This is a genomic window from Nonomuraea fuscirosea (assembly GCF_003001935.1).
GTDB classification, from domain to species: Bacteria; Actinomycetota; Actinomycetes; order Streptosporangiales; family Streptosporangiaceae; genus Nonomuraea; species Nonomuraea fuscirosea.
The window spans coordinates 12,839-28,142 of record NZ_PVNG01000031.1 but is presented as its reverse complement, the minus strand read 5'-3'; the positions used below and the strand labels follow the sequence as shown (position 1 = coordinate 28,142).

The following is a 15,304-nucleotide window of genomic DNA, read 5'->3' as shown; positions in this document are numbered from 1 at the left end:
GAGCGTGGACAATGTGGCGTGACCAACGGCTTTGAGCTGCAGGGATGTCAGAAGCGGTCGTAGCATCTCACTTGATCACCCGTGTATGTCCCCCATTCGTGACGCTGACTTGATCGACTCCGTGAGACCTGTGGATCACCCGGATCAGTCGAGTCCGTGAACCAGGCGCGCGCGAATATGGACGTCGTAGGCAAGCCGATGGAGCGAGAGCGAATGATCACGGGCCTCCTGGCTGCCGGCAGACAGGAAGGTGGCTGAGATCCCGATGAGATGGGCGCTGCCCAGGCAAGCCGCATCAAGAGCCAGCCCCAGCATCTCGGGGGAGATCTCATTTGCGTGAAGAGTACCTCCCTGGAAGCGGGCCATGTGGAGGTGGCCAATCGGCGTACTGTGCGTGACTTGGCTCAACAGTGAGTACGCCACGTTCAGCCAGCCTGGCTCGGGATAGGGCTCCCCCATGATCTCTAGCATCTTCTCGATGGGAGGCATCGGCTTGCGGCCTCTGGAGATGCTGTCGTACGGAGTGATTACGGTGACGTTGGACGGGAGGGCTAGAAGCCTCTCAGCTTTAGCGCGTGCGACACCGTCCCCGGAGAGCTCATCAAGAACCTTCTTGCGCCTGGCCCGTTGCTCCTCGAAGAATTGGGTGAAGTGGTGCCTGATTTCGTCCTCTGTCCTACCTTCGACCATCCATTTGAATCGTGCGGCCTCTTCGAGGAGCATGCGTGCGGCGAAGACCGCGATTACTGCGCTCCCTGGCTGGTCGTATGTCGACATGACCGCTTGCAGGGAGGAGTGAGCACCACCATAGGTTAGGATGCTGGCCACGTTAACTGGCCGGTCCTCTTGCCATGGGTCGGCTGCCCAGCTTCTCGCTGCATCGTAGTACTGTTCCGCTGCCTCGATCACCTTGTCGGCTGAGTTGACGTCGGGTAGAAGATCGTCGGGAGACAGCAAGGCGGTGGGCCGAAGAAGGGGGGCAGGCCGTGGGCTGCTACTTTGGCGGCGCGCCGCTGCCCTGGGCTTTTTGGGGGCACGCAGACCATGAATGACGGTAGCCGCATTGACGATTTCGGTGGTTAACCGCAAGGTCTCCATAAGGAAGGAGCGTTGTGGCACCTCATCTGGGCAGCTCTCGGGTATAGCTCGGCTGACCCCTATCAACGTAAGCGTGACCCCAACGGCTGCAACCTGCATGTAGAGCGCTTCGTGGTCAGGACGTAGATCGTGACCTATGCCGCCTCTTTCCGTGAAGCTGCTCTGCGTGCCGAGGAGATTGCCATGGCCGGCATGCGCGAGGACCATGACGGCTCCACGCAATCCGGCGAGGTCGATAAGGCCGCGAGCCGCGTCCAGTAGTTCGTCCTGAGCCACATGGATGGGGCGGACACCGCTGAGGAAGGCATTTAGAAGCGTCGCCTGGTCCGGAACGGCAGGCGCGCGAAGCCACATCTCGGATGAACCGGTCAAATCTGTCACGCCAAGTATCGGCGCGAACCAGCGTGGCAGAATGGGGCAAGAAGCGTGGTTCCACTCGAGCGTCACGCACACGCGGTTGCGCTCTTCGAGCATGCTGCCTAGCAGAGCGAAGCGCCTATTCGCTGGATCGTCACCGATCCAGAGCCATCGCAACCCGTCGTCGAAAAAGCTACGTGCAAGGGAGCCGAGTACGGTTCCACCGAATCCGGCACCGATCATTGACTCAGCGCAGTCGTACCGCTGCCGTGCAAACGGAAACGCGCATTCCGCAAGGAACTGGTCGCTGGGTCCCCAGAAGTGGAAATCGACCGGTAGCTCGTCGAGGTGCAATCGAAGGGCGCGAGTGGCGGCGCGCAGATGGAGTGTCTCGGGACTGGATATCCGTCCATCCGGACGCGAGGCATCGCTGGTGTCGTCCTTGCGCAACTGCCATCACCCACCTCAACACTGATGCGCTGTATGCATTCAGTCTGCACACCCGTTCGCCAACAACCACCTATCCGGCAGCCACGGAGTCTGTAGTCGCGGATCCCAAAGAGAGAACCGGCCGCAGCCTTCTGAGGGGCTTTGCAGGTACATCTCTCCCCTAGGTGCTGGTCATCATGAAGTCGGTCATAAAGGTAGGGAATACCCACGGCTGCTCCAGGTTCTGCACCTCAGCATCAGGGACCGCTGCCAAGACCCGTCGAAGAGCTTCCCGCTGGAACAGCAGTATCAAAGCATCGATGGCAGTCTTTCGCGGGCTCTGTCCGGCGTTACGGGCTGCGGTCACCAGCAGACCTCGGGTAGGCCCGAACATAGTCTGGATCCACTCGTTCAGCGTCTCCACAGAGTTGCGTGCGGCTAGAGCAGCTTCGACACGGTCGCACAGGTCCACTGCCCATACAGGCAGATGAGCGGCGATCTGCCATGCTTGGAGAAGATCGGGGAGAGACGTCGCCTCTGCGAGTTGAAGAAAGATCTCGTTCAAGCTGCCAGCAGGGAGGAAAGCGAGACCATTCTCAGGCGTCAACAGCTGTGCTGCCTCCTGCTCGCTGCCTGGCCAGCAGAGCTCCAAGTCTTCCGCGACCGGTGCTGGCACCCCCAGGGGAGCCAGACTCCGAGCCAACGTCCCCATATAGCCCACGTCCAGACTCTCGGCGCCGTCGATCGCCGCTATCGTGCTGGCGTACACCCAATCCCGCCGCGTCACGCGCTCCGCCTGCACGAGCGGGGCCTGGCGGTCGAACTGAGCGAGAACGGCCTGTGTCACTTCGTCGACGCTGACTCCCGCAGCCTCCAAGAGCGCCGTTAGAGCGGCGTCGATGCGCCTAATTCGCGCTGGTACGGGGTCGCTACGATCGTGCTTAGCTGCATAGGCATCCGCTACGTCCTCCGCGGACCCTCCAGGTAGGACGTTTTCGGGAGATAGAAGCTTACCGGCTTCAGCGAACGCCTTCCGGACAACTGCCTCTGGCACTGGCAGTCCCTCACCGAATGCCATGAGCGCCAGATCACCAGGCCGCTTACCTGGGCCAGCGTGCCGGCCAAGCCAGACCACCATCTCATGCGCACCTGGCGAGGGCGCGGACGTCCTTCCACGGCCCCGGCCCAGCGAACGCACCTCATTTGGCTGCAGGAGTCCATCGGCCCGCCAGCGTTCCAATTGGCGGGCAGACACGGCAACTCCTTGGGCGGCGGCGTGGTTGACGAGCTCGCGGTCGGCTGAGGAAGGCGGGGTACGTGGCATGTGGTCAGGGTAGAGATTGAACCCCCCGAGCTTGACGGCAACGTGGGAAACGCCTGGTGCTCCACTTGGTCCATCGCGCCGCCCATGACGGCGGAGCCTCATCAGAAACGGAGCACTTGTATGTTTTGCCCTGCTAGGTCCGACCGTCTCGACCTTCCCTCCATGCCCATGGCGATCGTTGTTGTCATCGAGACGCTACCGCTACTGCTCCTGGTCGTCGTCCTCTCCCCGGCGTTGCTGATCGGCCCCCTCCTCCCAGGGAGGCAGGAGTTCACACTTCGACTATTGGCCGCTATGCAGCGATGGAACTGCCGCCGGCTCGCGTCCGGCAAAAGGCCCAAGTAACGCCTGTCCCTTTCCTCGACAGATAGCCGCAGCGTCGTCACCGATCGGCTCCCCGCACGAGACACCTCGTGGAGGGGGCCGATCCGCTCCCGCGCAAGCCAAACGAGTGTGGAAGCCGGTCGGGTCGCATCACGCGTTGCCAGGAGAGTAATGGCGCCCCATCCGGCAGAACCGAGGAAGTCCAGCTGCCCAAGGAGTATCACCGACTAAGGGATGAAGAGGGTCAGCCCAGGAGGTACGAGGGGTGCTGGCTATTGAGTTGGAATTCCCTCGAAGCATGAGAAAGCAATAGTCACGGAAGGCCGTAGCGACTGCGGTCTTGAGGGGTGAGCGGCGGCAAGGGGAAACCGCTGGCTTGGTGCATAAGCGGCTCAGCGTCATCGGGCAATGTCCATGTGCGGATGGTGTTGTCTCCGGCGATGAGGGTGAGCTGTCGTTCGTCGGCGGACCAGGTCAGATCGAGAAGGCTACTGTCGGTGGCGTCCAAGACCGCCACTGCCTTTCCCGTGACCGGAGACCACAGACGGACGGTGTTGTCGGCGGCGGAGGCAAGAAAGGTGCCTGTGGATGACCAGGCGAGCAGTTGTACGGCGGCTTCGTGACCGAGGCAGCTGTGCGTGAGGTCGCCGGTCTGCGTATCCCAGAGGCGGACCTGCCCGTCTTCGGTGCCGACGGCGAGAAGCCCGCCGGCTGGCGACCATGCCAGGGCGGTTGTGCGCTGCCGAGGGTATTCGATCGATAGTGCGATGTCGCCTGTATGAGCGGCCCAGATGCGCATGGTATTGGCGCCGTCGCTGGCTGCGATCTTTGAGCCATCCGGTGACCAGGCGACCGGGCCGGAATGGGGGTCGATTCGCGCCATCGTTGCCGCAGGACGCCCCGTGTCCATGTCCCAGACCAGGAGCTGACTGTCTTCCGCCAGCCACCAGTCATGACTCGAGGTCGCTAAGTAGCGTCCATCAGGCGACCAGGCCATTTCGCTCAACATCGACTGCTCATAGTGCAGGCGGCGCTCGCAGAGCGCGGTGTAGCTGTTCCAGATCTCGACGCTGTCTCGGGCCAGCGCCACCCTCTGGGAGTCGGAGGCCCAGGTTACCTGTCGGTGGTCGACGTCCTCGTCGCCGGTGAGTTGCCGCACATCCAGGGACTCTTGGTCGGGAGAGCCGAGTGCGAGGTAGACCTGGCCCGGGTCGAATCCCCAGGCGACGATTGCTCGGGAGTGGTCGGGCGACCATGACGCTGCCCTTATTCGGGCGCTCAAGGTGGGGAAGATCTCGTCATTGTCGATATCCCAGATGAATGCCTTGCTTCCGAACTCTGCGCAGAAAGCAAGAAAACGGCTATCAGGAGACCAGGAGAGAGACGTGAAATGCTCATCTTCCATGGGCTTGCGCCGGAGGACGTTGCCTTGGTCGTCCCAGAGCTCAATGAGGCCCTCCATGAGCCGACCGGTATCGTCGTCGGACATGCGCTCGAATTCCGCCATCGACAGGTTCAAGTGGCGTGGCTGTATGGCGACTGCGAGGAAGCGGCCGTCAGGTGACCAGGCGACAGCGCTCGCCGGTTTGGACCACCACGAGTGGACGTCGTGGCCGGTGTCCGCCTTGATGATCCTGACGCGCATGTTGCGGCGTCTCTTGGGGCGCTCCGCCACGAGAAGTGATCGGCTGTCCGGGCTCCATGCGACGATGTCGCAGGGCCGGTCCACGCTGATGCTCAGCGTCCCCTGGTCGGTAGAGAGATCGATCACCAGAAGCTGCTCGTCGCCGAGAACGGCGAGTCTTGACTGGTCTGGAGCCCAGGAGAGGCGCTGGGCGTATGGAGCCGGGATGGTCCGACCCGGTAGCTTGCCGTCTTCGGAGGCGGTGGTGCGGAGATTCCATATGAGGATGTCCTTGTACTCGACCTGACCGGCGAGGAGATTCCCGTCAGCGGACCACTCGCACTTCTCCAAGTCCATCGACGTGAGTGGGTCTGGAGCGCTATGACCGAGTTCGCGGATGTTCTCCATGTCCCAGAGCGACGAAGAACTGTCCCTATTCTCGGTGATGGCCCGTGAACCGTTGATGGACAATTTGGCGCCTTGGAGCCGTCCGCCCGCTTTGTCGTGCGGAAGTGTTTTGTACTTGATGCGGTTTCCGTGAAGGTCCCATGTGCATATGGATGCATCGCGAGAAATGGACATCAGCCCTGATCCGTCAGGGAGCCATGCGAGCGAGAGGATGCGGTCGCTGTGGCCGATCGGGAAACGGGTGAGGGCGGGGCGGGCCATCAGGCCCCACAAGGCCAGCACTGCTTCCTCCGACGGGGACAACTCCTCCACGGCTGCCTTGGCCAGTGCGATGGCGAGCGGGCGGTCCTGGTCCCGAATGGTCTGAGCTCGTTCGGCGACGGCGCTCGCCTGCAGAGATACGTCGATCTTCGCGTCGTCATGTGAGGCTTCGAGGTATGCCTGGACCGTTTCCGACTCGGGAAAGATGCTGAGGAGCTCGGTAGCCTCGCGCAGCACTTGTCCGCGGAGGAGATCGTCCTGCGATCTTCCTGACGCCGCCCACTCTTCTGCTCGGAGCCTGAGGATCTTCAAGCGTCGCAGCTCGTCGGCGGAATCTGCGATGAGGCGCTGGAAACGGTCCCACTGCCGGATAAGGGCATCGTGCGCCAGCTCGAGGCGGTTGCCGTTGTCGACGTCCACGATCAGGCGGGCAGCGCGGAACTCCTCTGCCATGGTCTGGGATGTCTCGCTGAGGTCTTGGCGTGCCACCGACTGGCGTACAGGCTCGCGGTCGCCCCAGATGACGAAGCGAAGCAACGTCCTGTTTATCTCCTCGTTGCTGTAGACGACACGAAGTCCTTGGTGCACCTCTTCGGCGTGCCTGGTGATGGCGCCGACCACTCGTCCGGCTCGGTTGAACGCATCGGCCGTGATGACGCCGTCCTGCCCGAAATCTGTATGGAGGCGCTCAAGAAGATGGCTCAGCAGTGGCAGGGCGTCGCCGACCGTGGCCTCAGCGAGCATCTGATCGAGCACCTGATCCTCGATCACCAATCCGGCCGCGGCGGCAGGCTTGACGACGATGTCGCGAAGCTTCTGATCATCCAGTGGATTGATGCTGAACGGTCGGGCGAAGAGAGGACCGTGCTCGTGCTGGTCGAACTCCGAGAGCGCCTCCGGCCTGAGGGCTGCCACGACGTGAAGTGCCGGGTCGGAAGACAAGGCCGCATGGAGCAGGCTCAAGAAGAGGCTTCGTTCTGGCGGGGAGGTGAGCGTCACCAGCTCTTCGAACTGGTCGATCACAAGGAGGGTCCGATCACCCCCGCGGCGGGAGGCCGCGAGGGCGGAGAGAAGAGCGTCGAGCCGGGGCTCGGCCGTCAGCTTGTCGTCAAGCCGGCTCGCCTCTTCGCGCAGTAGCCGGGCCGTACGAGCGACGACCTGGGCGTGGGGAAGTCCGGACGTGGGCTCTCTTCGCGTCAGGCATTCGGCGAGTGCCGTGAACGGGCTGGAACCGGGGTGGATCGACCCGAGGACGGACCAACGGGATGAAAGGCTCGGTATGAGGCCCGCATGGATCAGGGAAGACTTTCCGCTGCCGGAGGGACCCACCACCGGTATGAAGCGCAGCGACGGATTCACGCCCGATTTGGTGAGTCTCGCGACGATGCGGGCAACCTCGGTGTCGCGGCCAAAGAATACCTTGGCGCGGTCGGCCGTGAAAGGGGAAAGGCCGGCATATGGGCTGCCCGGTCCTTGCCACAGGATGCGCCGTTTCTCCCGCAGGCGCCCGATCGCCTCATGGGCAAGAGCAGCAGAAACGCCTAGGACCAGCCATACAGGCGCATAGCGATCGATGAGAGGTAAGGGTTCCGGCCAAGTTTCCGGGTTGGCGGTGACCAAGTTCGTGCCAAATCCGAAGACCAGCCCTAGGAAGAGGGATCGTACCTCCAGCCGCGTACGTGATTTCCCACCCACGGTGTCCTCCACTGCCTTCCCGTATATGCAACGTACCAGCTCAGTCTCGCTCGACCAGTGCTCGTGGCGTTCTCTGGTTCTGTCCGCTCGTCGGCCGAGTCCGCACGCGGGATATTCCTTCACCTTTGGCCTGGCCAAAGTGGCGGCGCGTCGTGCAGGGACTATAGCCATCGGGTGACGCTGAAGGCCCGCCGCTCGCCACGGACCTTGGTCAGCACGCCTACGATCGGTTGCGCCAAGCAGGCAACGAGGACGACAAGGCCCGCGAGCTGGCCGGAAGGTAGTGACAGCCGCGATGTATTGGCTGGTTTGCTTGTCCCTGAGAGCGGCAACGGAGTCGGGTTTGTGATCGGAAGTTTCCAGGAGTACTGGCGCAACCATTGGTCACTCGCGTCCGGACGGCTGCTTATCGACAGCGAAGGGCTCCGAGAACATCCTGAGCTTGCTCAGGAGTAAGCGGATTTGCCCACTTGGCTGTTGGGCGTCTGGTCAGCGCTGAAGTGCGGTCTGGTCAACCTTGCTCCCCGTGACGCCGACCACCTCGCCGCATTGATCAAAACAAAGCTAAAAAGATGCAATACCGTCACGGCCTGCTGAACGGCTTCACCGCCGCCACCGTTCCGACGCTCGATAACCCCTAATTTTCGCCTTGCACCTCGGAGCACTCGCTGGGTTTCGTAGGAAAGCGACCTGCTCAGCCACCATTCTAGTCGTTTCCGGATAGTGAATTTTCCTATGCGAACTAGATTGCTCAATGTAGCGCTTAAGTAAGACGCGCCAGAGGCAATGGTACGGCCATGGCGATACATCGAACCTATATTCGATAAGCTCTGCTATTTGTGAGGCTTGTGTGCCTTGTATGGAAACTGAGGAGTTGAGACCGCTTCTCTCGTGCATCTTGCGACGACTTCGCCTGCCGATAAGAGTGGTTGCAGAACGGATGGGCTTTGGGTAAAACCGAGATGGCGAACATGGCTAGCATCACCACTTGGCCCAACAAGGAGAGGTCAACTATGGCCCTCGGGTTCAGGGGTAATAACCATTGGCGCGACATGTCTGAGTATCTTGTTCATATTACACAGCGCCAGTCGTTCTTTCGAATTATTGAAGACGGCATGCTTTTGGCTGTGAGACCCTTTGGGGCTGCTCGGAACATAAAAGGCTTGGGTGACAGTCAAAGATCGGTTTGTATGAGCGAAATTCCACTTGACTACCTGTATCGTCTTATTGGACGACGTGGCGAGTATGGCATCGGCTTCAAGAAGCACGTAGTGACCAGGAGCGGTGGAGCTCCAGTTTGGTATCTGCGGAAAGAGGGTGCCGTTGCCAACAATTTCCGAAAGCTTGTCGAGCGGGCAACGCGAGAAAGAACGGCAATTGATCCAAATGATCCCATATGGCTGGCGACTCCCTATGTTGACTATCCGGGAGACTATGGAGATAGAAGATATGAATTTGAATGGGAGCGCGAATGGCGCGTGTCTGGAGGGGTGCCACTTGAAGTAGCGCCCGGCTTAGTTTCCTTCCTGTTTGCGCCAGAGGCCGATCATGCACGTCTTGCTCAATCGTGGGCCGATGATGGTCTGCCGGCACTGATAGACGCTAAATGGCCGATGGGAAAGATACAGCGTGTACTGGCCGACAGCGAGCTGTAGATCGCCTCTTACTCGCTCGACAGCGCTGTCCTGAGCGTGGGGAAGCTGACCGGCCAGCTGCCCCGTCGTAACATGCAGACTTCCGCGAGGTTCTGATGGCCGAAATCAAGGGCGACCTTTCGGGCAGGGCCAAGACCGAACGGCACGCCGCCGCCCGGCTGTCCTAGGTGGCCGAGCGACAGCTGTTGCACCCCAACTTCATCCCGCTGTCTGAGGTTCGCCGTCTGCGGGCTGACCTGCTACCGGGGGTGGACGTGGGCGCCTCCTGCTCAGCCGAGAAGCAACGCGCTGATTGCTGTCGATCAGTCCGTTATCGGCCAGGAACGGGCGGTCCATGGGTGAACCCATACGGTCGCTACTACAGACGGGCTTCGTTCGACTCGGCGGAGCGCCGCCAGCACGTCAAGCCTGATACTGGAGCCCAGCTGTTGTGGTAGTTGGGCAGGGGGTCCCGCCCGACATGCCGAACAATCGAAACGCTCTGCCGGGCCTAGCTGGCGCGCGGGTAGGCTGCTGCATTTCAGACAGCGGTCACTGAGCTGACGTCACCTCGTCAAGCCACAGCCGACGGCTGAACCCGCCGCGCTTGTCCCGCTTGTGACGTGCCGCCTCCTGGACCTGCTCGTCGGAGAATCCAAGTGTTTCAGTGAGGGCCGCCAGCACCTCATAGATGTCAGCCAGTTCCCCTAGACGATCACCTGACTCTGCTTCACGCAGCTCTTCGGCCTCTTCCACAAGCTTGGCTGTCAGAGCGGGGACCAGCTCCGACTCACCAAGGACGCGAACTTTGGCCGTCCGACCCTCTGCCTCGATGATCTCCGGGATCCGATTACGGACCAGCTTGCCGTAGGTGATCGTCTGTTGCTGGTCCAAAATGTCGCCCTCCTGGTCAATACTGCTCGTATGGATTACCGACGCGGCGTGGTCACCGGTGAAAGCGTATGGCGTGCCATTGTTTTGTACGGCGTCAACTCGGCAACCTACAAGTTCGCCTTCGGTGCGACACTGCTTGAAATCGCCGCCACCGGTCGTAACCATGTCACGCTCGAGGATCTCGCGCCACAGTACGCGGAGCTGCTGTGCCGAGCGCTGCAACGGCAACCCCGGCAGGGTACCGCCGTACGCAGCAAGTTCCTGGATGCCTGCCGCGCATTCAACGCCGGCGAACTCGACCGTGACACGCTGCACCGGCGAACCGCCCAGCTGGGCTTCAACAACGTTATCGACGCGTTTCCGCAGCTCGGTGGCCAACAGGCGCCGGTCCGCTACTACGAAGACCAGCGAAAGCACTCCGCCACTCCAGGCCTCGTGCTGCGTGACGAGCTGCTTGAACTCGCCAGTTCGGTACATGCTCAGGACCTCGACGCCGAGACCACTGCACGCTGGCGGCTGGTGGAGACGGCTTGGGCGACCGGCATATCCAACGCCGTACTCGCCCCCTCCCTGGTCTACGACTCTGTAACCCAGCACCTGGTGCTTAAGACCAAGCAGCGCCGTAAAAGCGTCACCGGGGTTGTTGCTGCTCTCAGCGGATATCAAGACGGCCGATGCGCCTACTGCAACGAGGGCATGGCGCAGGGGGACAGTGCCGGGCCGATTGTTGAGCACGTTCTGCCATGGAAGCTGCTTACCCGCCGTTGGCGCGGGCCTGATGTCGACGCTATCTGGAACCTTGTTCTGTCATGCTGGCCCTGCAACCAGGCGAAGCGGGACCGAGCACCCCACGAGACGTGGATGCCGTGGCTGGAACAGCGTAACAACGACCTCATCGAATCGCGTCATCCGCTGCGCGAAGTACTCATGGCCCAGACCGGCGAAACCGCGGCTGCCCGACACGCCACTCTCAAGCTCGCCTACCAAAGGGCGACAGAACTACTTCCGGCTGTTTGGGCACCACCAGCAGGCGCCCACATCACGTAGGCCCAGTCCACACGTAAGTCAGGCGATCCACGTATGCGATTGGGCCTGCCTATGACGTACTGACGGTGTGTCGCTACATCCGGCCCTGTCCTGCATTGACCGAGTTAGTCGATGTGGTGGCACGTTTCCGTTTGCGGGCAGCGCACAGGCCGCCCAGGGGGAATCCACTACTGGGCGTGCGGCCGCGGATCACAGGTTCGCAACCATGCGGGTGGCGAGCGCATCACTGATCGACGGGCAGCGCTAGGTCTCGCTGGGGATCAGAGATGAGAGGAACTCGCGGAGCTTTGGGTCTACTGCGTAGAGCATGGTGCCCCGCATGCCACGAGTGAGCAGGACCTTGTACACGTTGCGGACCAGCTGATCGAAGTCTGCGTCTGACACAGTTCGCTTGCTCTTGAACGCAGGATCCCGGTTGTACTCGCGTACCGTGACCAGTCGTCCGTCCTGAACGCTGAGGTCTGGACCGAGGATTACGCCGGACCAGTCGTACTCGAATCCTTGAGCGGTGTAAACGCATCCGACCTGATCGAAGCCGTTTGGTTCAGTGGCCCACAACATGCTGGGCGGGGCATCTCCGACGGCGCGGTCCTTCTTGACGTTCCATGGCCGTGACCAATCGCCGATGACGACGTCGTACACTAGGGAGTCGTCGGGACGCGGATCGCTCCATGGCCAGCAGTAGCCGGCGGTCAGGCGGGCTGTCCCTGGCTTGACGCGCAAGGCGGTCTCGAGCTCCTGGGGTGAGTGCACGAGCCGGACGTCGAAGTCGTCGCCACCCCACGGTGTCGGGTCGCCGTCTGTAAGACCGAGTAGGCGAAGAACCCACTGCTCGTAGATGCGGCTGCCGCCGCACCTGAACTGCTCGTCCAGAGACACCCGGCTAATCTCGTAGCCCTGCGATCGAGCATAGGTCTCGATGGCGTGTACTGTCCCGATCTCACCGGGCCGTACGACCTGATGCTCGTCGAGGAGGAACACTGGGACGCGGGCGGCGGCCATGAGTTCGTCCAACTGGCTGCGGCCGGTGCGCTTGGCTGCCGGAGTGAAGCGATTGGTCGAATTTACACGTATCCGGTGCGCCTCATCACAAATCAGCACGTCAAGGCCATTCCGCTCAGCCTCGGTGAAACTGTTGAAGTACATGAAGAGGTTCTTGATCCGGGTACTCCCACGTCCGGGGTAGCGGCGCATGGTCTGAGTAAAGGATTGGGAGCCGGTCGCGTGCAGCGCAGTTCTGCCTTGGCGGTAGAGCTCGCCCAGCAGAGAAAGGGCGATCACGCTCTTGCCGCTACCCGGGCCACCCGTGACGATGACCACTTGCTTGAAGTCGGACCTCCGGGCTTTCTCGATCGCACGCATGACGAGTTCGTAGGCAACCTGCTGCTCGTCCAGCAGAGTGAACTGCTCCTGCTCGCGGATCTCGCTGGCCGCATGCGCCATGAGCTGCTTGCTCGGAGCGACTGAACTCTCCAAAAGCCGATCAGCGGCTTCGGCGCCTGGCTTGTCAGCCAACCGCTCACGCAGGTATCGATGAAAGTCGCCACGGCGCTGCTTGGTGAAGAGCCGGCCGTGTTCGTCAGGCACCTGGTTACGTAGGCCATCTATGTCGAGCTCCATGGCGTTGTGGAGGTAGGCGACGCCATGGACAGCCAGTGGTTTGTCCCGGAGCACGCCGAGGAAGTCGCACATGTACTCGCAGTACCTGCGAACCTGCTCCGCGGGGTGGAGGATCTCACGGCCCGGCATACCTTCGACGAGGACGAGGTGCTCGCCCTGCTCGGATGGCTCGGCACGGCTCCACTGTTTGAGTTCCACGACCACGTAGGAGTCGTCCCCGGTCTTAGGGTGAACGCCAGCCAGTACTACGTCCACTCGTTTGCTGGTCAGAGGCAGCTTGTACTCAACCAGCATCTCGACTTTCGTCAGACCGGCATCGGCTAGATCCCGGGCAAGCGCCGGAACGCTACGTTCCCACGCTCGAACCTCGGACGGGGAGGGGCCCCGCCCAGTGGTCATCCGCACATGTTCGGCGATCACCTGAGCCAGCACAGTCTCGTTGGGTGAGGCCAGCAGACTCTCAACCGACAGCCGTAACGCCGTCACAGACTTCCCCCAGGCAGCACGACGCGAGACAGGTCGTGCGGGTGGGGGCGTATCCGTCCTGGCGCTTCGCCAGTGAATGCGGAAGCCCGTCGGGCCGCAACAGAAGGTCGTGAAGAGGTTACAACAATACAGCCGAGACTGGAGAACTGCGCTGATGACCGGACGCGCACCTAATGAGCATGGCCATGCCCCTACTCGTTGGGCAGTAGAGGTACACCTAGTTCGGCGAATAGACGGTTGGTGTTGAGGTCCTCTGAGAACAGTACAGCTCCGCGCATGCCACGCGTAGCGAGCACCCTATAGGTATTGCGGACAAGCTCCGCAAAATGCGGAGCACGGTTGACCATAGGATCTTTGTTGGCCTGGTCGTCAGCCCGCCAGCCCTGTGGTGTCCAAGTGAGATCTCGGCCGAAGATCACACCGGCGTAGTCGTACTCGAATCCTTGTGCGGTGTATATACACCCTATCTGTTCAAATCCTGCAGGATCGGTGGCCCATAGACTCGAAGACGGAATGCCGTTAACCTTACGTTCCGCTGAGGAATTCCAAGGCCTTCTCCATGAACCGATTGTGATGTCGTTAACCAGGGTGCCGTCCGAGCGTGGCTTGCTCCATGGCCAGCAGTATCCAGCCGCGATCCTTGCGCTCTTGCCTGCGGAGATCTTGTGTCGTAGGTAGTTCTCCATCGCATCGGGAGTGCGAGCTACATACAATTCAAAGGTGTCGAGCGGTTCCCAGCGTTGAGGGCCCTGGTCGGTACCTAGACCGAGGAGTTGTTCGATCCAGGTGACGTATTCGGGACAGCCGCCGCATCGAAATTGATGCCGAAGGTCGATCTGGTGCACGTTCAGTTTCATATATCGAGCTGCCTTTTTGATCAGCTCTGTTGATCCTACCTCTCCTCGGCGTACCACCTGATGTTCGTCTAGCAAGAAGACCGGGACATGCGCCGCGTTAATCAGTTCTGCTACTTGTGGTCTATCTGCCGGACGGGCTTGGGGATCGTCATGAAGGCTTCTTTTTCGAGATGTGTGGCGGATTCTGTGTGCTTCGTCGCAAATCAATACGTCTATGTCGTTAGGTGTGGCATGGGTATAGCTGTTGAAGTAGGAGAAGCTATGGCGAGCCCTCCGATCCAGCCGCTCAACGTTGTCACGCAGTGTCTGCGTGAAGGATCTACTCCCGGTGGCATGAACTGCGCGTACTCCCTGCCGGTTGAGGGCACCGAGCAGCTCCACTGCTATTACGCTCTTTCCAGTCCCCGGTCCACCTACGATTAGAACGACTTCCTTCGGAGCGCCTTGTTTGCTCGCTGCCACGGCCCTGCGTACGTAGTCGTAAGCTTCGCGCTGTTCGTCTAGCAAGGTGAATACAGAGCGACGACAGACGCTTTCGCTCACCACTGCCATCAGCCCTCCGGTTGGACTGACCGGGGCTTCAAGGAGCTCGGCAGCGTATACGTCAGCTCGCTCAGGGGATAGGATTGTATGCAAATCTCTTTTGAAAGCCGCTCGGTGATCTGCTCCGTACCACCGGATGTAACTCTGATCGTAGGAAATATTAAGGAGGGAGGGTCTGATTTCATAGAGGGTTTCAGTGGAAGCCTCGTGCATATTCACTATGGAATGCACCTGAGCTGATTGGGCTACCAAAGATATGTAGTCGAGCAAGACCTGACGATAGCCCCAGGCTTGAGTGATTGGATGTAATCGCGGATTGGAGCCCGGCGCACCAGCTACGTTAACCATGTCGGAGTATTTGTCGCGATAGATGCGTGACCATTGCTTGTTTTCTACTACCACTATCGACATTTGACCGCTCTGTGGATAGGAGCCGACCAGCAAAAGGTCCATACGTACATCTGTGATGGGCGCCTTGAATTCAATCAGAACCTGAACGTCTGCCAGGTTGGCTTCGGCTAAAAGGCTGATTACATTAGGTATACTATTTCTCCATGATCGCACTTCGCTGTCGCTAGGTTTGCCTCCAAACAGATCTCTGAAGCGTCCTGTGAGCTCTTGGATGAGCTGATTGTTGGCTATAAGCTCAGCGATATGGCCGGCGGTCCCCTGATACAAGCAGTGAGAAGTCATTCGACTTGCC

General features: G+C 60.7%; 8 protein-coding genes. 2 read left to right on the top strand and 6 right to left on the bottom strand.

The annotated features are described in order from the left end of the window. Positions 1 to 144 precede the first annotated feature (144 nt). The 3 genes from B0I32_RS57000 to B0I32_RS49295 all read right to left on the bottom strand — a co-directional run bounded on the left by B0I32_RS57000 (position 145) and on the right by B0I32_RS49295 (position 7,532). Positions 145 to 1,905, bottom strand: coding sequence for a hypothetical protein (locus B0I32_RS57000; protein ID WP_146178595.1), 1,761 nt, complete (start codon positions 1,903 to 1,905; stop codon positions 145 to 147). A gap of 160 nt (positions 1,906 to 2,065) precedes the next feature. Then, positions 2,066 to 2,962: a hypothetical protein gene (locus B0I32_RS49305; protein WP_146178594.1), complete on the bottom strand. Its 897-nt coding sequence runs from the start codon at positions 2,960 to 2,962 to the stop codon at positions 2,066 to 2,068. Positions 2,963 to 3,845: 883 nt separating this feature from the next. Then, a complete protein-coding gene (locus tag B0I32_RS49295; protein WP_181308642.1) occupies positions 3,846 to 7,532 on the bottom strand; it encodes an nSTAND1 domain-containing NTPase in 3,687 nt (1,228 codons plus the stop codon). Positions 7,533 to 8,533: 1,001 nt separating this feature from the next. On the opposite strand from B0I32_RS49295, the gene B0I32_RS49290 reads away from it, so the two are divergent. Further along, positions 8,534 to 9,175: an abortive infection system antitoxin AbiGi family protein gene (locus tag B0I32_RS49290; RefSeq protein WP_181308640.1), complete on the top strand. Its 642-nt coding sequence runs from the start codon at positions 8,534 to 8,536 to the stop codon at positions 9,173 to 9,175. A 531-nt stretch (positions 9,176 to 9,706) separates the two neighbouring features. On the opposite strand, the gene B0I32_RS49285 is transcribed toward B0I32_RS49290, so the two are convergent. After that, on the bottom strand, positions 9,707 to 10,048 hold the full coding sequence (locus tag B0I32_RS49285; RefSeq protein ID WP_106251614.1) for a nucleoside triphosphate pyrophosphohydrolase: 342 nt from the start codon (positions 10,046 to 10,048) through the stop codon (positions 9,707 to 9,709). A 30-nt stretch (positions 10,049 to 10,078) separates the two neighbouring features. On the opposite strand from B0I32_RS49285, the gene B0I32_RS49280 reads away from it, so the two are divergent. After that, a complete protein-coding gene (locus B0I32_RS49280; protein WP_106251613.1) occupies positions 10,079 to 11,095 on the top strand; it encodes an HNH endonuclease in 1,017 nt (338 codons plus the stop codon). Positions 11,096 to 11,338: 243 nt separating this feature from the next. On the opposite strand, the gene B0I32_RS49275 is transcribed toward B0I32_RS49280, so the two are convergent. Continuing rightward, the gene (locus B0I32_RS49275) at positions 11,339 to 13,201 is read right to left on the bottom strand and encodes a DUF2075 domain-containing protein (protein WP_245956637.1); all 1,863 of its coding nucleotides are present in this window, start codon (positions 13,199 to 13,201) and stop codon (positions 11,339 to 11,341) included. A gap of 191 nt (positions 13,202 to 13,392) precedes the next feature. Then, positions 13,393 to 15,294, bottom strand: coding sequence for a DUF2075 domain-containing protein (locus tag B0I32_RS49270; RefSeq protein WP_106251784.1), 1,902 nt, complete (start codon positions 15,292 to 15,294; stop codon positions 13,393 to 13,395). Positions 15,295 to 15,304: the final 10 nt, after the last annotated feature.